Annotated in this window: 18 protein-coding genes; 4 read left to right on the top strand and 14 right to left on the bottom strand. The window is 43.2% G+C overall.

Annotation, left to right across the window (positions count from 1 at the left end):
* The first annotated feature begins 23 nt into the window (after positions 1–23).
* Positions 24–1,415 (top strand): peptidylprolyl isomerase, encoded by a 1,392-nt coding sequence (locus tag SJY28_RS07425; RefSeq protein WP_201567023.1) that lies wholly within the window; start codon positions 24–26, stop codon positions 1,413–1,415.
* Between the two features lie 477 nt (positions 1,416–1,892).
* Here SJY28_RS07425 and SJY28_RS07420 read toward each other — a convergent pair whose 3' ends face one another.
* The gene (locus SJY28_RS07420) at positions 1,893–3,023 is read right to left on the bottom strand and encodes an endonuclease/exonuclease/phosphatase family protein (protein WP_379543971.1); all 1,131 of its coding nucleotides are present in this window, start codon (positions 3,021–3,023) and stop codon (positions 1,893–1,895) included.
* 439 nt (positions 3,024–3,462) lie between these two features.
* Between SJY28_RS07420 and asd the strand changes: the two genes are divergently transcribed.
* Positions 3,463–4,596: an aspartate-semialdehyde dehydrogenase gene (gene asd / locus SJY28_RS07415; RefSeq protein ID WP_379543970.1), complete on the top strand. Its 1,134-nt coding sequence runs from the start codon at positions 3,463–3,465 to the stop codon at positions 4,594–4,596.
* A gap of 64 nt (positions 4,597–4,660) precedes the next feature.
* Here asd and SJY28_RS07410 read toward each other — a convergent pair whose 3' ends face one another.
* Positions 4,661–5,311: an SOUL family heme-binding protein gene (locus SJY28_RS07410; protein WP_379543969.1), complete on the bottom strand. Its 651-nt coding sequence runs from the start codon at positions 5,309–5,311 to the stop codon at positions 4,661–4,663.
* A 361-nt stretch (positions 5,312–5,672) separates the two neighbouring features.
* Between SJY28_RS07410 and tgt the strand changes: the two genes are divergently transcribed.
* Positions 5,673–6,824, top strand: a complete 1,152-nt coding sequence (tgt, locus tag SJY28_RS07405; RefSeq protein WP_102078127.1) for a tRNA guanosine(34) transglycosylase Tgt — start codon at positions 5,673–5,675, stop codon at positions 6,822–6,824.
* Between the two features lie 127 nt (positions 6,825–6,951).
* Here tgt and SJY28_RS07400 read toward each other — a convergent pair whose 3' ends face one another.
* From SJY28_RS07400 to rimO, 12 genes are all read right to left on the bottom strand, one after another.
* Positions 6,952–8,304 (bottom strand): sodium-dependent transporter, encoded by a 1,353-nt coding sequence (locus SJY28_RS07400; RefSeq protein ID WP_298808105.1) that lies wholly within the window; start codon positions 8,302–8,304, stop codon positions 6,952–6,954.
* A 301-nt stretch (positions 8,305–8,605) separates the two neighbouring features.
* Complete coding sequence (lpxA, locus tag SJY28_RS07395) at positions 8,606–9,385, bottom strand: acyl-ACP--UDP-N-acetylglucosamine O-acyltransferase (protein ID WP_379543968.1); 780 nt, start codon at positions 9,383–9,385, stop codon at positions 8,606–8,608.
* A gap of 172 nt (positions 9,386–9,557) precedes the next feature.
* On the bottom strand, positions 9,558–10,094 hold the full coding sequence (fabZ, locus tag SJY28_RS07390; RefSeq protein WP_238068215.1) for a 3-hydroxyacyl-ACP dehydratase FabZ: 537 nt from the start codon (positions 10,092–10,094) through the stop codon (positions 9,558–9,560).
* A 52-nt stretch (positions 10,095–10,146) separates the two neighbouring features.
* Complete coding sequence (gene lpxD / locus SJY28_RS07385; protein ID WP_379543967.1) at positions 10,147–11,163, bottom strand: UDP-3-O-(3-hydroxymyristoyl)glucosamine N-acyltransferase; 1,017 nt, start codon at positions 11,161–11,163, stop codon at positions 10,147–10,149.
* A gap of 146 nt (positions 11,164–11,309) precedes the next feature.
* Entirely contained in the window at positions 11,310–13,709 is a 2,400-nt protein-coding gene (gene bamA / locus SJY28_RS07380; protein ID WP_296207503.1) for an outer membrane protein assembly factor BamA, read from the bottom strand.
* A gap of 262 nt (positions 13,710–13,971) precedes the next feature.
* A complete protein-coding gene (rseP, locus tag SJY28_RS07375; protein ID WP_379543966.1) occupies positions 13,972–15,348 on the bottom strand; it encodes an RIP metalloprotease RseP in 1,377 nt (458 codons plus the stop codon).
* Between the two features lie 96 nt (positions 15,349–15,444).
* Positions 15,445–16,653, bottom strand: coding sequence for a 1-deoxy-D-xylulose-5-phosphate reductoisomerase (gene ispC / locus SJY28_RS07370; protein ID WP_379543965.1), 1,209 nt, complete (start codon positions 16,651–16,653; stop codon positions 15,445–15,447).
* Positions 16,654–16,832: 179 nt separating this feature from the next.
* Positions 16,833–17,642, bottom strand: coding sequence for a phosphatidate cytidylyltransferase (locus tag SJY28_RS07365; protein ID WP_379543964.1), 810 nt, complete (start codon positions 17,640–17,642; stop codon positions 16,833–16,835).
* A 189-nt stretch (positions 17,643–17,831) separates the two neighbouring features.
* The gene (uppS, locus tag SJY28_RS07360) at positions 17,832–18,590 is read right to left on the bottom strand and encodes a polyprenyl diphosphate synthase (protein ID WP_379543963.1); all 759 of its coding nucleotides are present in this window, start codon (positions 18,588–18,590) and stop codon (positions 17,832–17,834) included.
* Between the two features lie 389 nt (positions 18,591–18,979).
* Complete coding sequence (gene frr / locus SJY28_RS07355) at positions 18,980–19,534, bottom strand: ribosome recycling factor (RefSeq protein ID WP_057759123.1); 555 nt, start codon at positions 19,532–19,534, stop codon at positions 18,980–18,982.
* Between the two features lie 112 nt (positions 19,535–19,646).
* The gene (pyrH, locus tag SJY28_RS07350) at positions 19,647–20,372 is read right to left on the bottom strand and encodes a UMP kinase (protein WP_057759121.1); all 726 of its coding nucleotides are present in this window, start codon (positions 20,370–20,372) and stop codon (positions 19,647–19,649) included.
* Positions 20,373–20,544: 172 nt separating this feature from the next.
* Complete coding sequence (rimO, locus tag SJY28_RS07345; protein WP_379543962.1) at positions 20,545–22,131, bottom strand: 30S ribosomal protein S12 methylthiotransferase RimO; 1,587 nt, start codon at positions 22,129–22,131, stop codon at positions 20,545–20,547.
* A 135-nt stretch (positions 22,132–22,266) separates the two neighbouring features.
* Between rimO and SJY28_RS07340 the strand changes: the two genes are divergently transcribed.
* A complete protein-coding gene (locus tag SJY28_RS07340) occupies positions 22,267–23,631 on the top strand; it encodes a nitrogen regulation protein NR(II) (RefSeq protein WP_379543961.1) in 1,365 nt (454 codons plus the stop codon).
* Positions 23,632–23,664: the final 33 nt, after the last annotated feature.

Raw genomic sequence — 23,664 nt, 5'->3', positions numbered from 1 at the left:
CAATGACATTGATGAGGAGCATCATGAGATTTTTTTCTTTACGTCAGACTAGCAGAGCAGTATTGCTATCTATGGCAGGCCTTACGCTTACGTTAAGTGCCAACGCTGCTACTGTAAAACCTGCAGCAGCTCAAGCTTCTACTTCTGCTGCGCAAAACTCAGTTGATCGCTTAACGCCAGCCAATAGCACAGACGGTATTATTGCCCTAGTTAATGAAAATGCTATCTTAAAAAGCGAACTGGTTGATGCTATCGAGCAAACTCAAGCACGTGCAAAAGCTGCTGGAGAGCCTATCGCAAACTCAGCACAACTACAATCTGAAGTGTTAAACGCACTTATTTTGCGTGAACTACAACTGTCTATGGTCAAACGCGCGGGACTGTCTGCCGATGAAGCAGAAATCAATCAACGTCTTGGTCAAATCGCTCAAGCTGAAGGCCTTAATAGCATCGCAGCATTGCAGCAACGTCTAGATGCAGCGCAACCTGGTAGTTATGCCAATCTACGCGCCAAACTGATCGAAGAGGCTTCTATCCAAGCGCTACAGCAGCGTCAAATTACTCGCCGAGTACGTATTAGCGAGCAAGACATTGATGCATTTTTGGCCTCACCTGAAGCCAAACGTCTGAATCAAAGCGAATATCAAACCATTCACGTACGTGTGCCTTATATAGATGACTATAGTCGCCTATCGGCCGCTCAACGTGAAGAAGCATTAAAAGTCGCGCAAGCATTACGTACGCGTTTGCTTGAGCCAAATGTCAACGTCGCTGAAGCCGTTGCTGCTAGCCAAGGTAGCTATCCGATTCCATTGCAAGGTGGAGACATGGGCTTTCACAAGGCTGCTTCTTTACCAACAGAGCTGTCTAGCAAAATTACCAAGTTAGACGTTGGTACCGTAAGCGAGCCATTATTGACTCCTGAAGGGATTGACATCATCAAGCTTGCTGATAAAAAAGCCAGCAATACGATGCTGATACCACAGTGGCATACTCGCCATATCCTAGTTAAAGTCGATGATTTACAGACTGATGCGCTTGCTGAACAAAAAATCAATGATCTATACGAGCAGCTTCGTGGCGGCGCTGACTTTGCTAGCTTAGCCTCAACGTATTCAGACGACCCAGGTTCTGCGGGACGTGGCGGTGACCTTGATTGGGTTAGCGAAGAAGATATGGTTGGTCCATTTGAAGCCACAATGAAGAATACGGCTGTTGGCGACTATTCTGCACCATTTAAGACACAGTTTGGTTGGCATATCCTAAAAGTTGATGGTAAGCGCGATCAAGATATTAGCGAGCAATATCGTCGCAATATGGCACGTCAAGCATTGTATCAACGCTTAGCACCACAAGCTCAAGAAGACTGGTTACAAGAGCTACGTGCTGGCGCTTATATTCAGATACTTGGCTAATAGGTTGTAATAAGCTAATAGTATTAAGTTAGCGAAAGTACTGAATCGATTTAAATAAAGAAGGGTATATGCAATGGCATATACCCTTCTTTGGTTTGCGCAGTTAAATATTTAATTGAAAGCTTTGATGGGAAAATCCCAAAGTTAAATAGTTTAAATCTTGATAAACCAAAATCCACACAAAGAAAAACCCCGAACCTAGGGCGATTGGTTCAGGGTTTCAATACTTCGTGTTATTGTTATTATCTCTCTTCCGTGCTGACTCATCCTAAGTCATTTAACAGTATTATATAAGACAGCGGGCTGACCTGTGCTTTTATTGATACTATCTCAACACTACATCCATGCGTATCCTTGTGTTGATGGATGTATTATAGGCCAATGGGTTTGGTGCCGATAGAAGCTAAAGACTCTATTTTGCGTAAGCATATGCTTACATCACATTTATGTATTACAGCTAATAAACAGCCTATTTTATTAACCAAAGCTGCGCTGATCTTGTCTGTGCTCTTCTGACACTTTTTCGCCTTCTTTCTTGCCTTCTTCGATTTTGTTATCAGTCTCTTGGATATCTTCTGCTTGTACAGTAGGCGCATTGCCTTCTTGCTTGCTTGCTTCTTCTGGCTCATATTGCAAGGTAGTCATCACAGGGAAATGATCAGACCCTACGGATGGCATACGCTGAATATCAACTACCGTAAAACAGGCACTATGAAAGATATGGTCTAAAGCCCAACGTAGAAATGGATATTTAACATGAAAGGTATTAATAAAATGTCGACCAATACGAGGATCTAGTAGTCCTGAGATACGTTGGAAACGACGTGTGGTTTTTGACCATGCGACATCATTGAGATCACCTGCCAGTATCGCCGTTTGGTCGTTTTCTTTTATATGTTTACCAACCATGAGCAGCTCAGCATCACGCGTGGTGGACTTATCAGCTTCAGTTGGACTAGGCGGCATGGGATGCAAGCAATATAACCAAACGACGCGGCCTCCTTGCAAACGCAACTGTGTATGAATAGACGGTATATCATCTATCATCAAATACTTAACTTCAGGATCAATCAGCTCAAGCTTAGAGTACAAATGCATACCATATAGATTATCTAGTGGCACTTTCACGGTGTAGGGATAGTCAGACTCGACTTGCTGTAAGGCTTGCTCCCATTTCTTGTCACTCTCTAATGTAATTAAGATATCCGGCTGCTTTTGCTTAACCAAATCGACCAGTTTTTTTGTTTCGTCATTGGGCGTCAATACGTTTGATACCATGATTTTTATTTGATGCGCTTGCCCTTCTGGCTTATCTTTTGCCTTTTGAACTTCTTTTTTCCATAGCTTAGTATACGGCAGTACCATTCTCAGCTGAAATGCTAACGTACCGCTCAGTACAACAAATAATATCCACTGCCCTAACTCCCACTCTGAGAAAAACACTATCATGCCGACCCAAGCGATAATACCAAGCATCATTATTTGGATGCGTGGAAACTCAACACCACGCACCCACCAGTTATCCAGCGGCAGCCAGCCCCAGATTGTGACAAAGGCGATGAATCCTGCTAGACCTTGTAAGGCGTAATATAATAGTGAGAAATCCATAAGTAGGTACTAACCGTTGATTGAAATATTAATAGAGCCGATGATGTATATTGGTTAAGCTTTTGTTTGATAAGAAATATCGTGGTTGTAACTCACCTGACATCAAATAACTAACGTCGAGTAATTAGATTTGAGACTTACTTTAGCATTTCAGAAGATTCTCGCCTACTGGTGAGTCTCAATTATGCGACAACTATCATAAAACGTTACAATATTAGATTACGCAATGTAATGAGTGCTTTATTAAACACCATATTTTTGAGGTCGTCAGATAGCCAAGTATCTCTTCAATAGTAATAACTTAAAGTTATAGCCGACATAGTTAATAGTGTATGGAAAACGACCAAATAATAGCCAAAACGCCTTGCTTTTTCGCGCCATTCACGGCATTGTTATCGGTTGACGATGCAACAAATAATTGTAAATAGGATTGAACTTCATGAGTGATTTAACAGTAGGTTTGGTAGGCTGGCGCGGTATGGTAGGGTCAGTATTGATACAACGTATGCAGGAAGAAAATGACTTCAACGGTATTACACCGGTGTTTTTTTCTACCAGTAATGCTGGTGGTGATGCACCAAAATTCGATGGTATTGAAACCGGCCAACTAAAAGACGCTCATGATATTAAAGCACTTGCTGCTTGTGATGTCGTTATTACTTGCCAAGGTGGTGACTATACGTCAAAAGTCCATCAACCACTACGTGATAGTGGTTGGAACGGCTATTGGGTTGATGCGGCAAGTACGCTGCGAATGAAAGATGACAGCATCATCATCCTTGATCCAGTCAACCGTAAGGTTATTGATAGTGCCCTAGCCAACGACAAAAAAGACTTCATCGGTGGTAACTGTACCGTATCGTTGATGCTGATGGCTATCGGTGAGCTGTTTAATAAAGGCTGGGTCGAATGGGTCAGCGCGATGACATATCAAGCTGCTAGTGGCTCTGGCGCAAACAACATGCGCGAGCTCATCAATGGCATGGGTGTGTTACATGGTGCCGTTCAAGACGAATTGGCTGACCCTGCTAGTGCTATTCTTGAGATTGATAAAAAAATCGCTCAGACTCAGCGCTCAGCAGACTTCCCTACACAATACTTCGGGGTACCATTGGCAGGTAGCTTGATTCCTTATATCGATGCGCAGCTAGAAAACAAACAGTCAAAAGAGGAATGGAAAGGCGGCGTCGAGACCAATAAGATCTTGGGTAATGATGAAACCAGTACGATTCCTATCGATGGCATGTGTGTACGCGTCGGTGCCATGCGTTGTCATGCGCAAGGTTTAACGATCAAACTAAAAAAAGACATTCCACTAGAAGAAATCGAAGCTGCACTCAAAAACAGTGGCAACGAGTGGTTGGACTTGGTCGAAGATGACAAAGAAGCTACTATGGACCGCCTAACTCCAGTAGCCGTAACTGGCACCTTAACTGTTGCGCTAGGTCGCTTACGTAAGCTTAATATGGGCCCTGAATATTTAGGTGCTTTTACCGTTGGTGATCAGTTGTTATGGGGCGCAGCAGAACCATTACGTCGCATGCTTAATATCATCCGTGAGCAAAACGTCTAACTCAGATATTTTAAATGAAGCACAAAAAAGACAGCGATTGCTGTCTTTTTTTATGGGCTGATTACTATTCAGGTTGATACGCAATCATCACCTCATTACGACGTAAAAATGGTAGCGTCCAAGGCGGGTTATAACGGGCCAATTCAGGCTCGCCTATAGGCGTCAAATTCTGGTCTTGCATCCATGTTTGCAGCGCTTCGGTTTTTTCCGCTACTTTATCTTCTCCTGCGAGCCAAGAGAACTTAATCACACCGTACGTCTGTGCAGGCACTTCTATAATCTCAACGTTTGGATTATTTGGTTTAGGCAACGTTTGCATCGTATATTTACTAGGCATCGTAAATTGTACGCGCCACTTACCATCGTCTTGTTGCATACTGACTGGTGCTGTCATGGCAATTTTTTGTGACTCATTGTCACTTTCTTTGTTATCAGCTTGCATCGTGACAGGTGCCGTCATACTAATTTTACTACTGTCTCCACTTGGTGCTGTGTTATTACCAAAAATATAGTCCGCTAAAACCTTAAATCCTTCACGACTTGCTGAGTCTTGGTCACCACTCACCCACGTTTGCGCCACTAGCTGCTCATCATAACGACGCAACTCAAAGTCATCTATTTGGGTCAACACCGTATATTTCGGCTCTTCGGTAGCCATAGCCCCTCCTGATATTAATAATGAACCACTCAATAATAAGTAAGCTGTCTTTTTCATGTCATGTCTCCAGCATCTAAAAGCATGATGTGGCAATGATTATCACCTCACCTGTATAACTTCTACTGTATCAACAGACCTTTAGCACTGTCTGTGTCTTTTGGCGTGCTATCTGTGTTTTTTGGTTATGGTAAAGCGGTATTGACCAAAGTGTATATTGCGCGTATATCGATGACACCTAGTAGGTATAGTTAAAGAATGCTAAAAATGAGTACAAGGCCGCCGACTGAAAATTGTACAAGTAGTACATTTAGGGAGAGTAACGCCGTAGCAGTTCAGTGATTCTCTGACTATATGTCCAAAAAACCGCTAACAATGCTATAATTAACGCCATTTTCATAGCTTAAATAGCGGTTATCATATGCAATTTGTCTTACATAAAACGGCCAGCGGTGCAACGCGTGCACGCCGTGGTACGGTTCATCTCAATCATGGCGACGTGCAAACGCCTGCTTTTATGCCTGTTGGTACTTATGGTACGGTCAAAGGCATGCTGCCACGTGATATCGAAGCCATCGGTGCTGATATTATTTTGGGCAATACCTTTCATCTATGGTTACGTCCGGGTACCGAAGTCATTGATAAATTTGGTGGCCTGCATAAGTTTATGCATTGGGACAAGCCTATCTTGACCGATTCGGGCGGTTTCCAAGTATTCAGCCTCGGCGCAATGCGTAAAATTACCGAAGAAGGCGTAAATTTTAAATCTCCTATCGATGGCGCAAAGGTATTTCTCTCACCAGAAAAATCCATGCAAATTCAGTACAGCTTGAACTCAGACATCGTCATGCAGTTTGATGAGTGTACGCCGTATCCAGCCACTCATGACGAAGCGAAAAAGTCGTTAGAGCTATCATTACGTTGGGGACAGCGCTGTATCGATGAGCACAACAGACTGGGCAGCACCAACGCATTATTCGGTATTGTACAAGGCAGTATGTACCCTGATTTGCGTCAGCAATCACTCGAAGGTCTGTTAGAGATTGGCTTCGATGGTTATGCTATTGGCGGTCTTTCGGTTGGCGAGCCTAAAGAAGAGATGATAGATGTTCTAGACTACCTGCCTGACGATATGCCAGCAGATAAACCGCGCTATCTTATGGGTGTTGGTAAGCCTGAGGATTTAGTTGAAGGTGTACGCCGCGGCGTGGATATGTTCGACTGTGTGATGCCGACGCGTAACGCGCGTAATGGCCATTACTTTGTGACGGGCGATGCAGATAATGCTGGTGTGGTACGTATTCGTAATAGCCAATATCGCAATGATGAAGGTTCATTAGATCCTGAGTGCGACTGCTATACTTGCCAAAACTTTAGCCGTGCTTATCTGTACCATCTTAATAAGTGTAAAGAGATGCTAGGTGCTCAGTTAGCGACCATTCATAATTTACGCTATTACCAACGTTTGATGCAGGGTATTAGAGATGCTATCGAGCAAGATAAATTTGATGAGTTTGTCAGCGAGTTTTATGCCAAACGCGGTCAAACGGTTCCTGAGTTAAACTTGCGTTAATCCTGTTTAATATTTACTACTTATTATCTAAATCTGTTGAAATAAAAAAGGGCTTAAGAATAATCTTAAGCCCTTTTTTTGTGCTGCTTTTATCATTTAATGATTCAAATAGTGTCAACTCTGACTACTATCCCATCAATGACGTCACAAATACTACAATAACAGCGATTGGCGCGATGAATTTTGCAACGATTTGCCACAGCTGCCATGTACCATTAGATAAACCAAGCTCTTGCTGAATGTTACGCTGATCCATTTTCCAACCAACAAATACAATTGCAGCCAGACCGGTTAGAGGCAATAGGAACTTACTAGTAAGCTTATCTAATGCATCAAAGATACCATTACCCATGATAGTAAAGTCAGACCATAGGTTGAACGATAGCAATGCTGCAATACCTAACAACCAGATTACTGTACTTGCCACGATAGTAGATACAGTACGACTCATCGACGTACGCTCTTCTAACAACTCAACGGTTGGCTCAAGTAACGAGATAGATGAGGTAATAGCGGCAAAGGTAATAAGTAAGAAGAACAATGCGCCAATGATAGTACCCGCACCCATGCTACCAAAAGCAATTGGTAAACTTACAAAGATAAGACCAGGACCTGATGCAGGATCTAGACCATTGCTGAAGATAATTGGGAAGATGGCAAGACCAGCAGCCAACGCAATAACCGTATCCAAAATAACAACGGTACGTGCTGTTTTTAGCAAGTTCACTTCACGGCCCAAATATGAACCATAAGCAACCATGATACCCATACCAATTGATAGAGTAAAGAATGCATGACCTAATGCTGCAAGCATAACATCAGCCGTTAGTTTGCTAAGATCTGGCGTAAATAAGTAAGCAACTGCTTCACCGAATCCACCGTTCATCACGTTATAACCAACGATAACGAACAGAATCACACCCAATAATGGCATTAAAATCTTAGCTGTTTTTTCGATACCACTTGTCACACCAATACCAACGATGACAGCGGTTAAAATCATAAATACCGTATGCCAAATCGTCAATGTACCAGCTGATGCAAGCATAGCATCAAAGGTTGCAGCAACAGAGTCACTGTCTTGACCAGCAAAGCTACCTGTTGCAACTTTAGTGATATAGTTAAGCGCCCAACCACCGATCACACTATAGAACGATAGAATTAAGAAGCCACCCAAAACACCAGTAGCACCAATAATACCCCAACTACGCGATTTACCTTCAGTCGCTGCTACGTCTGAAAAAGTATTGACTGGGTTTTTTTGACCACGTCGACCAATTAACCATTCAGCAACTAATATCGGAAAACCGACCAGCGCGATACAGAACAAATAAGCAATAACAAAAGCTGAACCACCGCTTTCGCCAACCATGTATGGAAATTTCCATATGTTTCCTAAACCAACTGCTGAGCCTACTGCTGCCAATACGAAGCCAAAGCTTGAGCTCCATTGGGCATGTTCTTGTTTATTGATAGCCATTTTTTCCGTCCTCGTGCTTCAATTAACGTTACTGATAATCTTCCTTGATCAACATAAATAGTCGGCCTTACCATTGAGCTATTTAGTAAACGCTTCGATGTGAAGCGCCCAGCAACATTAAGAAAGAATTGATTACAATATCGTAAACGCTCAGTTTCTGCTAAGCGACCAAAAAAGTCAAGTGCTCATAAATATAAAAAGCCATAACAAATAGTTATGGCTTCTACGTAATTCGCCTTCATTCCATAAGAATTTAGCTCATTAAAAGTATCAAACTCATCATTAATCGAGTTATGCTTTTTTAGCGCACAACACCACGGCTGCTATTTTGTAATGAGTCAATAAGCAGCTGAATTCTTGGCTCTTTAGCCAATAGCTCACTATGTAAGACTTCCAACGCTTGTGCAGTGGTCAAACCTGATCTGAAAATCGTACGGTACGCTTGACGTAAGACATTAATCGTTTCTTTTGACCAACCTTTACGGCGCATACCTTCGATATTGAGTCCATGAGCCTTTGCTGGATTACCAGATACCATCGTAAATGCAGCGACATCTTTTAGAATGAGGCTTGCTCCGCCAATTAAGCTATAGTCATCTACTGTACAAAACTGATGTATGCCTGAGTTACCACCAATGATGGTATGGTCGCCGATAGTTACATGCCCCGCTACACCGACATTGTTAGCCAGTACGTTATGATCGCCAATGACACAATCATGTGCGACATGGGTGTTTACCATCAGTAGATTATGGCTACCAATTTTAGTCAGCTCGCCGTCTTGCGCTGTACCGCGATGTAAGCTACAGGCTTCACGAATCGTATTGTGATCGCCGATTTCAAGCCAAGTGCGCTCACCTGCATATTTCAAGTCTTGAGGATCTTCACCAATACTCGCAAATTGATAAAACTCATTGTGTTGGCCAATACGAGTCAGCTTAGTCACAACCACATGTCTATGCAAAACCGTATGCGCACCAATTGATACTTCATCACCAACGATACAATAGGGCCCGATGATAGCAGTCTCGTCAATCTGCGCGGACGGTGAGATGAGTGCTGTAGGATGAATCTGACTCATAAGATGGGCCCTTGTATCATTTGATGCGAGTAAATAATAAAAAAGTATCGCTATTTCAGTGTTACTAACGAAGCTAATACCAGTTGCGTTGTTGAGTTTACATATAGCTATTTGTTGCAGTTATAGTGAGCAATTTAATATCGCTCTTCGTACAGTATGGGTTATTAAAACCTTAAGCGCCCTTCACATTAGCAGGTTTTTGCTGCTCCTGACGTGCAATCATGATTTGCGCACTAGCAGCCAGTTCATCTTCGACATGGACAGTACAATCAAATTTGTAGATACCATGTCTTTGCATCACGGTTTTTGCACGAATGATAAGCTGATCACCGGGAATCACACGGCGTTTAAAACGGACCTTATCCACACCTGCAAACAGATAGAGGTAACCGTCTTCTGCCGTTAGCCCTGCACTGATAAAACCAAGCACACCTGACACCTGTGCCATTGACTCCACCATCAATACACCTGGCATAATCGGCTCGTCAGGAAAGTGACCGTTAAAGAACTCTTCATTAATAGTCACGTTTTTGATACCAGTAATACACTCACCTGGCGTACAAGCTACAATACGATCTACCAGCATAAAAGGATAACGATGCGGTAAATAATGCTTAATCGTATGATACGTCAATGGTAGCGTAAGACCTTGCTCAGCCAAGCTTTTAACGTCTTCATCAGTTGGGATATCTATATTGTTATTGCTCATAATGACGCTTCCTTGCTGTGTTTTGAATATCTATTATTTGTTTGTGTTTGCATTAGTTATTGCCTAGCTGACGAAAACGTACAGCAGCACGTCGCCAATTAGCAGTTGGCATTGCAGCAGTACCAGATGAATATGAGCCAGCGGTTTTAATGGATTTGGTTACCATGGTCATGCCAGACAAAACGACATCATCTGTAATCTCAATATGCCCTGTGATACCGACAGCGCCGCCTATTATACAGCGCTTCCCTATCGTAGTACTACCCGCAATACCCGTTTGAGCAGCAATAGCAGTACCGTCACCGATACGGACGTTATGGGCAACTTGTACTAAATTATCAATAATCACGTGATTACCAATAACGGTATCATCGATAGCGCCACGATCGATACACGTCTGGCTACCAACTCGTACATAATTACCAATAATGACACGGCCTAACTGGGCAATGCGCTCCCAACCTGTGTTACTAGGATCTTTAGTAGGCGCAAAACCGAACCCTTCAGATCCGATGCTTACTCCTGCATGCAATCTAACGTGATTGCCAATGACACACTCAGGCCCAACAACGACTTGCGACTTAATGACACAATCGGTACCGATACTAGTATTGGCCTCAACCACGACATGAGCATCAAGTGAGCTACGCGCCCCTATTTGTACATTGTCACCAATCACACAAAAAGGACCGATATTGACTTGCTCGCCAATAGCAGCACTGTCTGCAATCACAGCACTAGGATGAATTCCGTTAGATAAAGAATGACGTGCAAAAAGCTGACTGGCACTGGCATAAGCCAGGTATGGATTTGAAACGACTAGCGCTATCGCTGAGGTAGGCACCTGGTCACGATATGCTTCCGTTACCAACACTGCCCCTGCGTCACTGCTCGCCAAGCTAGAAATATAGTGAGGATCTGCCAAAAAGCTTAACTGCTGCTGACTGGCTGTCGTCAAACTACCGACGCTACTGAATGGTTGACACAATTGCTCAGTATCAATCTCAGCCTTATTAATAATAGGCTGACGCTGCTCAATTCGAGTAATGAGTTGCTCAATCGTTATCATAATGACTATTAATAAAATATGTTTATAAATGAAACGGTCGCCAAAATAACAATGCGTTTTGACGACCTACTAAGCTCTAATGATATTTCCGTCTATTTGAGACAATCTTTGAAACTGCTCAGATAGATGAGAGTAATGTCATTAATTTAGAATGTATTACCAATCTGGAACTGGACTTTTTCAGTCTCATCGCCTTCTTTGTCACCAAATGGTACCGCGTAACTAAGTGAGATTGGACCAATGGGTGTATACCAAGTGATACCAGCACCTGCACTGTAGCGGAAGTCATTATCTTGGGTCAGTAATGGAACATCTGAATCATTAAAAGTGCGATCTTCTTTATCAGACGTGTCAAAGACCTGACCACCTTCAGCAAACAATACTGGGCGTACTTGATCTGCCCAATCACCTTTAAACGGCATTGGTAAAATTAGTTCAGCACCAAACGTTGCTAGCGCATTACCACCAACCTCTTCTGCAGTGAAGGTTTGGTTGTCTGGATCATTGACCGCATCAAGATAAACTTGTGATTTAGGTCCTAGAGTAGATGATTCATAACCACGTACTGAGCCATAACCACCAGCATAGAAGTTTTCATAGAACGGTAAATCATTACCATAACCAAGCTTAGTATAACCACGCGCGATCACATCTTTATAAATAGGGTAATATATATTGCCGCTATAAGTTAGCTTTTGGTAATTGGCATCGCCAAGACCGATGGTTGCATCAATCGCATGGCTCATACCTTTGGTAGGGAATACTGGACGGTCTAAAGTGCTGTAGTCCCAACCAAACAATAGATTATAAGTCTGATAATCATTCTTGAAGGTGGCAACACCATCAGTATCAACTTCAGGCGTTTTCGTACCGCCCTCGTCTAGAATCTCTTGGACATTAGATATACCTAAATAACGACCACCACGAACCTTTGTGTTGTCCACATTCAGACCAGCACTCAGGCGTTTGGTTTCATCAATAGGATAACTGTAGTTCAGCGTCGCACCATATGAATCGGTCACATAGTTACTAACGTTGTCGTCATCATATTTGGTTTTGCGATAATAACCGCTGATACCTTGAGAAACACCGTTTTCTGTAAAGTACGGATCGGTATAACCTAGGCTATAAGAGTCGCGTGTTTCTGAACGAGAAAGCGCAGCCTTAACACGGTTACCGGTACCCATAAAGTTGTTCTGGGTCAGATCCAATTGGAAAGTCACACCACCACTTTGTGAGTAACCGGCTGCAATCGTTGAGCTACCAGAAGGCTGCTCTTCAACCACATAGTTTACATCAACTTGATCTGGCTGGTTGGGTACTGGCTTAACATCGACAGTAACATTTTTAAAGAAGCCAGTACGCATCAAACGCGTGCGGGATAACTGAATTTTGTCATTAGAAGACAGCGTACCTTCTAACTGACGCATCTCACGACGTAATACTTCGTCTTGCGTTTTGATATTACCCGTAAAATTGATCCGGCGAACATAAATAGGGCGTGCAGGGTCAATATAGTAATCAACATCGACCATTTTCGTATCGTCATTGATACGTGGTACTGGTCTGATTTGAGCTAGATAATAGCCTTCATTACCATAGCGTCTTTTAAGAGAAGCAGTGGTTTCGTCTAGTTTTGCTTGCGAGTATTTTTCATTAGATGCAAAGCTAACCAGCTCTTTTAGCTCACTATTCTCAAAGGTAGGTTTACCTAAAAAGTTCACTTCGCCAAACTGGTATTGCTCGCCTTCGCTTAGGCTAACTTCGATAAACACGCTACTCTTGTCTTCACTGATGTTTAGTACGGCATTATCAACTGAAAAACGCACATAACCATCGTTTTGATATAGCGCTTTTAAACTCTCTAGACTGGCAGCCAATTTTTCTTGAGCGTAACGATCAGACTTAGATAACAGACGCGTCCATGAAGATTCTTTTACCGCGAAAACGTCTTTAATCTCTTCATCACTAAAGTGTTTGTTACCAATAATATTGATATCGACAACTTTAGCAGGCTTGCCTTCTACAAAGCGTACGTCAAGTTTGACGCGGTTACCATCAAGGACCGTTTGATCTACTTCGATATTACTATTGTAATAACCTTGGCTAATGTATTGCTGTTGTAGCTCATTGGCCACACCTTGCAAAGTAGACTGCTTGAGCACGTCACCAGCAGAAAGGCCAGCATTCTTCAATCCCTGCTCAAGCCCTTCTTTAGGAATAAGCTTATTACCTTCAAAGGTTACTTCAGCGATCGTTGGACGCTCAATGACGTCAAATCTTAGCTTGCCACCTTCGACACGGCTTTGAATATCAGCAAAGTTTTCAGTTGCATATAGCGCCTTAATACTGGCAGCTAAGCTACTATCATTCACCGTATCGCCTACCGTAACAGGTAAGACCGGATAGAGGCTATCAGGGGTTAGACGTTGTAAGCCATTAAAACCGATGTCAGTTACTACAAATTCTGCAGCCTGTACTGGCATACTCATCATCGCTACAACTAACGGCAACCCAGCCGCGCTCATAATTAAAGGCGTACGCATAAACACTATCCGTCAATAAAAAAATTGCTTAAGTTAAGTTAAAAGGCACGTATTGTATAACCCATTCACGCAAGGTTATAAATCCATGCAAGGGTAACTCAGAACACTTTATATAAATTGCATCACAAAATAAACTAAAAATTACGATTAGTACAGAGGCTGCGACACAGAGTAGCATGCCTATCATAACAATAATCAGCCTATAATAGGCGTAAAACCATTAGTATATCGTGCTTTATCAGCCATATTGCTCATCCGCCGATCAAAATAGCCGACTGATGTCATTACCAATTGCTAACACCATGAAACCTGCCAGTAAGAGTAAACCGATATTTAGACCGACCATTTGCACACCTTCAGACAGTGGCTTACCGCGAATCAGCTCAATAAAATGATAGACAATATGACCACCATCTAATACTGGAATCGGCAAAAGGTTTAAGACGGCAAGACTTAAGCTAATAAGCGCCGCTGTCGATAATACCATCTGCCAACTGATATCAAAGCTTTGTTTGGCGACTTTGGCAATGGTAATTGGCCCTGATAGATTATCTAAACCAATCATACCTGATAGCATTTTTCCCATCGAGCTTACGGTCATTACTGCGAGCTGCTCAGTCTTTTCAAACGACTTAACTAACGACTCACTAGGACCGTAGACCACGGTAGTCTTGTAATCATCAGGAATCACAATCTCAGTCTGATCCACCATCGCACCAATCTGTCCGTAATCATTACCCAAGTTGTCTTTTTTACCTTGAGGCATAATCTGCAACTGTACAGGCTTGTCATCACGCAACACCGTAAAGTTCAACAGCGTCTCAGGATTATCACGAATGATACGCGTGGCAGTAATCCAATCTTCGATTGCTGTATCATTAATAACAGTAATGCGGTCGCCAACCTTCAGACCTTGGCGGCTAGCGGCACCATCGGGAGCCAAACCGCCTACAATCGGCACAATCTGCGGCTGCCATGGCAACATACCAAAGCTGGTCAATGCGTCTTTGCCTTGAGCCTCACCTTGCATAAACTGCGTAACTGGTGCTTGATAGGTCTTAGTCGACTGATTGGTTTGGGTATCTGGCTGCAAGGTAATGCTGACATTATCCGTTTCACCCATACGTCCTGCAAGGCGATAGTTAATACCTTCCCATGTCTGCACATCATGTCCATCAATCGCAACGATTTTGTCACCGACTGGTAGCTGTGCCATTGCAGCAGGCGTATCTGGTAGTACCTGTCCAATCTTAGTCGCCAACTGCTCAGATGGGGTCATAAATAGTACCCAAAATAGCGCGATAGCGATAACAAAATTCATGATAGGGCCAGCTGCAACGATAGCAATTTTCTTGAGCGGATGCTGCCGATTAAATGCAAGATGCTGCTCATCTTTTGCGACATTACCTTCACGCTCATCTAGCATCTTTACATAGCCGCCGAGTGGCAATGCTGAGATACGATAGTCGATACCGCTCTTTTTGCTAGTCCAGCCAAAAACTTTAGGACCAAAACCGATAGAGTACGTTAGCACTTTGACACCGCAAAGCCGCGCCACAATATAATGTCCCCACTCGTGTAAGGCAATAAGCGGGCCCAAGACAAATATTGCGGCAAGAAGTGTTAGTAAAAACGTCATGATTTTTTCTCAGTATTGTCTCTCAGCATTTTTATTAACATCTTCGCTAATATCGTTTATCAATGTCATATATCAGCTAAGAGACGCTTGCTACGATTATGTCAGCTTTGCTACCAACTTATCAGTCAAGTGGCGTGCAATCTTATCAATTGCCAATATGTCTTCTATGTCAGCAGTTTCGTTCAATGGTGGCAGCTGTATGTCATTTAAGGCTTGTTCGTTAATATTAGCAATGTCCGTCAAACGAATCTTCCCATCTAGGAACGCTGCTACTGCAATTTCGTTTGCCGCATTGAGCACAATCGTGGCTTGCGTCCCTGCTTGCATAGCTTGACGAGCCAAACGCAGGCAGGCAAATTTTTGCAAGTCAGGCTCAATAAATTCCAAACCACTAAGTGCAAATAAGTCTAACGGCTGTGAGCCACTATCAATCCGATTAGGATAGCTCAGCGCGTGCGCAATGGGCGTTTTCATATCTGGACTGCCCAGCTGTGCTAAAAAGCTGCCATCGCTATATTCTACCATTGAGTGAATGATACTTTGAGGATGAATAACCACATTTATCTTATCTTCAGGCAAATCAAATAAGTGACAGGCCTCTATCAGCTCAAGCCCCTTATTCATCATTGTTGCCGAATCGACAGATATCTTTTGACCCATTGACCAATTCGGGTGTTTAACCGCTTCTGCGACGCTTGCTTGCTGCATTTGCTCGAACGACTGCTGCAAAAATGGCCCGCCAGAGGCTGTTAACCATAGTTTACGAACACCATGATTTGACTGATGAATTTGAGTATTGTCTTGCTGAATAGCGAGTGGTAAGCATTGAAAAATAGCATTGTGTTCAGAGTCTAGCGGCAGCAAAGTGGCTTTGTGCTTTTTGACCGCATCAATCATGACTTTACCTGCCATCACTAGGGCTTCTTTGTTGGCCAATAAGATACGCTTACCTGCACGTGCTGCTGCCAATGTAGACGGCAACCCTGCCGCACCTACGATCGCTGCTACAACCGTATCAGTCTGTGAGTCAGTGGCAATATCTACCAATCCTGCCTCGCCTCCTACGACCTCACTATCAATCCCTGCTGCTTTAAGCCTTTTAGCAAAGTCATCTACGGCTGATATTGGCACACTAACGCGCTTCGGCAAAAACTGCTGACAAAGTACAAATAGCTTATCTAAGCGATGATAGCCTGATAAAGCATAGACTTCGTAGGTGTGCGGTTGCGCCGCTAATATTGCTAAAGTGCTATCGCCAATCGAGCCTGTCGCGCCTAGTACGGCGATGCGTTGCGTCATAACCATCAATGCCCATGATACTTAAAAATAATAAAAATAGAATATCGTCTGTTAACTATAAAATTGTCATGCTAGTAGCCACGCTTGCCATACCAATGCATTACTCGCTCTCGGCTCACTTATACCAATATTATGATGGACTGACTACAGAACAGGTTTAAATAGAAAAGTGCTGCTATATAAACTTATACCACTATCAAACCAAGCTGCTGTATCGCCCAAAAACCAAGGGCAAATATCGGTGTAGCAGACAATAGTGAATCGATACGGTCAAGGATACCACCATGACCTGGCAAGATAGTGCCTGAATCTTTTACATCAGCACGACGTTTGAGCATCGACTCAAACAAGTCTCCAAGTACAGAAGCAAGAATAGTGATGGCCGATAACGCTACAAATGTGATTAACGGTACACCGGTCAGCTGTAATTTAAAGACGCTGATAGCTATCACAACTAACAGCCCTGTGACGAGACCACCAGCCAACCCTTCCATGCTCTTATTGGGCGAAACATTGGGTGCCATTTTTCGGCGACCAAGCTTGCGTCCAACGAAATATGCGCCACTATCTGCACACCATACTAATAAGAACACATACAGCAGCCACCACGCCGACAGTTGCCAGAGATAGAACATCGCCGTGATAGATGCCGTCAAAATAACTGCGCCCATCATTGCCAGCTGGTTGCCGTACCACCTCGTTTGTGTCGGGAAAGCTCGAACCCAAGACAGCGCCATCAGCCATATAACGAGTGAAGCCACCCACCAGAACAGCCAAGTCACCTTGAACATCAGTGAGAATATAGTAAGCGCTAAAATCAATAGAACGAATACCACAGGCTGGCGCCACTTAGGCATTAATTTGGCCCACTCATGAGCGGCGATAATGACCCCAATGGCCAACAGTGGTGCAAATAAAATAGGCGTTTGGCTCGCAAACATTGCAATACCAACGATAATAACGAGAACAATTGCCGTCTTAATTCGTTGCCACATACTTATCGAGCCTTATAATAATGAAGAACAGATAGTCAAAAAATGTATTATAGCAGCTAACTAACGATGGCCTAGTGATAGCATTCAATACTCATTCAAGCCGTTTATCATTGCATAAACCAACCCTATTGACCAGTCATACAATACTAACTGAACTGAACCGACTGAACTTATCTATCAGCTCACTGCTCAGTGACCTTGCTGCTCTATCACTACTTGCTCGCTGGTTTTGCCAAAGCGACGTTGACGTTTAGCAAACTCTGCGATCATCAAAGCCAGCTCTTCTGCTGTAAAATTCGGCCATAATGTAGGAGTGAAAAACAGCTCAGCATAAGCAGATTGCCACAATAAGAAATTAGAAATACGATACTCGCCGCCCGTACGCACCAGCATATCTACTGCTGGGGTATCGGCTAATTGTACGTAGTTACCTAACAACTCTTCGCTGACATCTTCAGCTTTTAATTCGCCATCTTGCACTTGCTGAGCCAGCTGTTTTGCTGCATTTGCGATATCCCACTGTCCACCGTAGCTAATCGCAATCACCAAGGTCATTGCGTCAAACTCTGCCGTCTTTTCTTCTGCGTCAGCCATTAGCGTTTGTAATGACTCACTAAGCTGACTACGGTCACCGATGAAACGCAAGCGAATACGATACTCATTCATGCGCGGCATTTGCTCATGAATCGTCGATGTAAGTAGCTGCATCAAAAGTGCTACCTCACTAGGCGGTCTCTGCCAATTTTCGCTAGAAAACGCAAATACAGTCAGTACTTCAATGCCTGTATTGACACAATACTCAACGATAGGATCGAGCGCGTCTTTGCCAGCCACATGCCCTTGACCGTGGCCCAAATCATTGGCCTTACCATAGCGATTATTACCATCCATAATGATGGCGATATGACGAGGAAGAATAGCGGGCGCCAAAACGGCTGAAGTGGACATAGGCGAACTTGCTTATTGTTAAGGTAAAATAATAATAACGTGTGCAACAGCGATTAAAAAGCGCCATTTATATAATTCACTAACTTATCATAATTGCGTCGTTAGTTTTTAGTGCTCAGAATGCGATGGATCCAGTTCAATCAACCACACCTTTGGCTTGCTTTAGATATGGCTTTATATAGTTAATTCAGTTTACAAGAGAAACAAGGCAACCGAGTGCAGACGTAACTGTGATACTTCAAGCGATGTTAACGCTGTTACTCTTTTATAGAGAATTGACTATATCAGTCTACACAATAATAAACAGCCAATAGCTATAAAGTATTGGCTGCTCAATTACAGATAATCTACCGAACTGACTCTTGCTATAAATACCAGATATATCAGTATTAAACTTCCATCAAATCGCTTTCTTTCTTACTCAAGCGAGCATCGATTGTTTCGATATACTTGTCAGTGATTTTTTGAATGTCATCACTAGCGCGGCGCTCGTCATCTTCTGAGATTTCTTTTTCCTTTGCCAAGTCTTTGATGTCATTCATCATGTCACGGCGAATATTACGGATAGACACTCGGCTGCTCTCAGCTTCACCACGTGCAAGTTTTTGCATATCGCGACGAGTATCTTCTGTCAATGCTGGCATTGGCACGCGAATCACATCAGCAGACATTGGGTTTAGACCCAAATCTGCTTCACGAATAGCCTTGTCTACTGCTTGTACCATCGTACGGTCAAATGGTTGAACCAGTAAGGTACGTGAATCTTCGACGTTGACGCTTGCTACTTGGTTCAATGGTGTATCAGAACCGTAGTAGCTGACCATCACACCTGATAACATGCCTGGATGCGCACGGCCAGTACGAACTTTACTGAAAGTGCTTTCAAGCGCTTCCAATGTTTTTTGCATGCGTGCTTCGCCGTCTTGCTTAATCTCTTTAATCATTGTGTATCCTTATTTATCGTTACCGACAAATTTTTTATTTGCTATTGGGATATTAATTATTTATTGCTAATCGTTAGCTATTTACTGACGTTAATTACCAGTATCGCACCAATTAATGAAAAACTCGTGTGCCTTCATTCTCACCCATGATGACATTCAACAATGCATTAGGCTTTGTCATATCAAACACTTGTAGCGGCACGTTATGCTCACGGCACAGTGCAATAGCCGTTAAATCCATAACACCTAGCTTTTGCTCTAGTACTTCATCAAAAGTCAGACCGTCATATTTGACTGCATCATCATGTAGGCTTGGGTCTTTGTCATAAACGCCATCGACCTTAGTCGCTTTCAAGATTAAACCAGCTTCGATTTCGATACCGCGCAAACAAGCAGCGGTGTCAGTGGTAAAGAATGGGTTACCCGTACCTGCAACAAAGATACAAACTTCGCCATTTTTGAGATAGCGAATGGCATTACGACTGCTATAGCTTTCGGTGACTTCACCAATCGGTAATGCTGACATCAAGCGAGTTTTTATGTTGCGACGCTCAAGCGCATCACGCATTGCCAGTCCGTTCATAACGGTCGCTAGCATACCCATCTGATCACCAGTAACGCGGCCAACGAGACCTTCTTTTTGCAATTGCGCACCGCGATATAAGTTACCACCGCCAACTACGATACCCACTTGGACACCAAGTCCACGCAAGTGAGCGATAGACAAGCTCATTTTATCAAGCACTTCGGTATCAATACCCATGTCTTTACTACCAGCTAAGGCTTCACCGGAGAGTTTCAGCAAGATACGAGCGTAACGCGGGTTTTTGTCAGACATGAGGTCACCTTGTTATCATGAAATTATAAAGAAAATTATCGGTAAAATACAAATCGAGTTTGCCCACAACGCCACACTTACAGCTAAGCGTATTAAAAAGGCTAAATTGCGCTAATTGTAGCAAAAACTGCCCGCCATTGGGCAATTTTCACTCGCATATCTTATTGGATATCTAGCCTTGATAACTGGCGAATAGATCGTATTCGCTAGCATCATCGATAGTCACTGTTAAGAACTGCCCTACTTTGACTTGAGCGTTGATGTCATCAACATAGACATGACCATCAATTTCAGGTGCATCAGCATAGCTACGGCAAATAGCAATATTTTCATCGCTATCAATTTCATCGACCAATACCGTTAAGGTCTTGCCGACTTTTTCCTGTAGCTTTTGCGCTGAAATATCTTGCTGTAGCGCCATTAGTCGCTCATAGCGAGACTGCTTGACGTCTTCAGGGACATGATCAGGCAAGTCGTTGGCAACTGCGCCTTCTACTTCTGAATAAGTAAATGCGCCCACGCGATCGAGGCGTGCTTCAACTAACCAGTCAAGCAAGCACTGAAAATCTTCTTCTGTCTCGCCAGGGAAGCCAACCACAAAGGTCGAACGAATGACGATATCAGGACAGATATCACGCCATGCTTTGATACGGGCCAAGGTATTTTCGCTATGCGCAGGGCGTTTCATCGCTTTTAGGATGCGATGGCTGGCATGCTGGAACGGAATGTCCAAATAAGGAAGCAGTTTCTGCTCACCCATCAACTCAACGACTTTGTCTACATGTGGATACGGATAGACATAATGCAAGCGAACCCAAATGCCCAAATCGTTCAATGCTTGGCATAAGTCATAAAACTTAGACTTGAGCGGCATGCCATTCCAAAAGCTGGTCTTATACTTTAGGTCAAGACCATATGCCGAAGTATCTTGCGAGATAATAAGTAATTCTTTCACGCCAGCTTTTTTGAGCGCCAGTGCTTCGTTCATTACATTATCAATCGGGCGCGATACCAAATCACCGCGCAAGCTTGGGATAATGCAGAACGTACAACGGTGATTACAGCCTTCTGATATTTTTAGATAAGCATAATGGCTTGGGGTCAGCTTGATACCCGCTTCATTAATCAAATCTATTTTTGGATCATAGTTGGCGTCCTGACTGCGATTTGGCTTAGGCACATGCTGCGCCACTGCCGTAATCACTTCGTCATAGGCATGCGCGCCCGTCACTGCTAATACAGCTGGATGCATCTCACGGATTTTGTCTGCTTCTTTGCCCAAACAGCCAGTGACAATCACTTTACCGTTTTTGCTAATGGCCTCGCCGATCGCATCAAGCGACTCTTGTACTGCTGATTCAATAAAGCCGCAAGTGTTTACCACGACTAAGTCAGCACCATCATAATCACTGGCTACTTGATAGCCATCACGGCTTAGCTCAGTGATAATACGCTCACTATCCACCAATGCTTTTGGGCAACCTAGTGATACAAAACCAATCTTTGGCGCTGCACTAACTGGCATCGTAGCAGTCGCATTGGCAGTCGTAACATCACTGCTTTGGGCTACACTACGGTTCTGGTTGTGGTTGGCTTTATGATGGTAAGGTTGTTTAGCATCTGTTTGACTGACATCTGCCTGACTCTGCTCTTGTACTATGGTAGGCGCGGCAGGATTGAAGATAGTGGCAGTGTCTTTTACGGCAGATAGAGGAGCTGTTGCTGTCGTATTCACTGACTCGGTAGAAGTTTTGGACATGGCTGACCTTGCTAGAGATAAATTGGCTGAGCGCATTGTACGTTTTTTTTGCAAAAATCACCAGTTTTGCCGCTCTATAGTCTTGATTTGTGGTTAAATATTATCTCAAGCATCTGACTTTTTTGGGCCCTACTGATGAACGCTGATTTTATAACCGCCAAAACAACCCCTGACCTCGCATTTATATCTCAGCATTTATTCACCGCTATTTTATGGGTCAACGATGAGCTATCAATCACGCGGTTGAATGCTCAAGCCGAGCAGCTACTTGCCATTAGTAGCGGCAGATTAATCAATCAATCCATCTTGACACTGCTCGCACCCGATGAATTAAAGACTAAAGATACTGCATTTATCGATAATAATAGTAATGATGCAAATGAAAACGAGGCTTCGAGCGAGCCAGCATACTCGTTGACCGAGCGTTTTGTGCAGGCGCAAAACTACCAACAGCCTTTCATCGATCATGACCACATCATAAAAACACCGCTAAACGGTAATTTATCATTGTCAGTCGACTATAGCGTCACGCCAGTCATCTATGAACAGCAGCCTTATTTTATTATCGAGATGTGGGGCAAAGATCGTCAAAGTCGTATCTCTGAGGAGCAGCGTCAACAGCAGCAGTATACAGTTGCCCGTCATATGCTACGCTCAGTGGCACACGAAATAAAAAACCCTCTTGCTGGTATTCGCGGGGCAGCACAACTGTTGCAACGGCAGTTTATTAAATTCAGTGACGCATCTACTACTAGCGTCTCTAGTGTTGATAATGCTTTGACAACTACTAACATTGATACGCAGCATGATTTGCAAAAAATGAATCAAAAACTGCGCAACTATACGGACATTATTATTTCAGAAACTGATCGATTAACCCATCTTATTGGGCAGCTTCTGGGTTCCAATCAACTGCCAAACTGGCAAACGCTCAATATCCATGAGCCTTTGGAGCATGTCTTAACCTTAGTGACCAATCAGTATCCACAGGTAGTGTTACAGCGTGATTATGATTTATCATTGCCAGAGTTGTGCGCTGATAAGGATCAGCTGATTCAAGTGTTTTTAAACCTCATTAATAATGCTTGTGAGTCGATGACTGAGTTCGAACAAACGCTACAACAGAATAAAATCTCAGAGTCTCAAGAGTTACAACAAGCTACTATGCAAACTGAGAGCAATTCTGACTATCAACCGACATTGCATATCCAAACGCGGGTTGCTTTTCAGCATACAATCGTCGGACAGCAGCACAAGCAAGTGATGCAAATTACTATTACTGATAATGGCTCAGGTATTGATCCAGCCTTGATTGGTCAAATATTTTTCCCAATGGTCACTAGCCGTGCAGCCGGTACAGGTCTTGGATTATCCATCGTCCAAGATATTATCAGTCATCATCATGGTATGATTGATGTGAGCTCGACAAAAGAACAAGAGGACAAGCAAACCCGATTTACGCTATACCTACCATTTACTCAACCCATCACTGAGACATAAAACAAATTATGAATTTATGAATTAAAGGCTGCT

The sequence above is a fragment of the Psychrobacter sp. R86515 genome (assembly GCF_042466315.1).
Classification (GTDB): Bacteria; Pseudomonadota; Gammaproteobacteria; order Pseudomonadales; family Moraxellaceae; genus Psychrobacter.
Note: the sequence above shows the minus strand (reverse complement) of the source record. Positions and strands in the feature narration are given on the sequence as shown.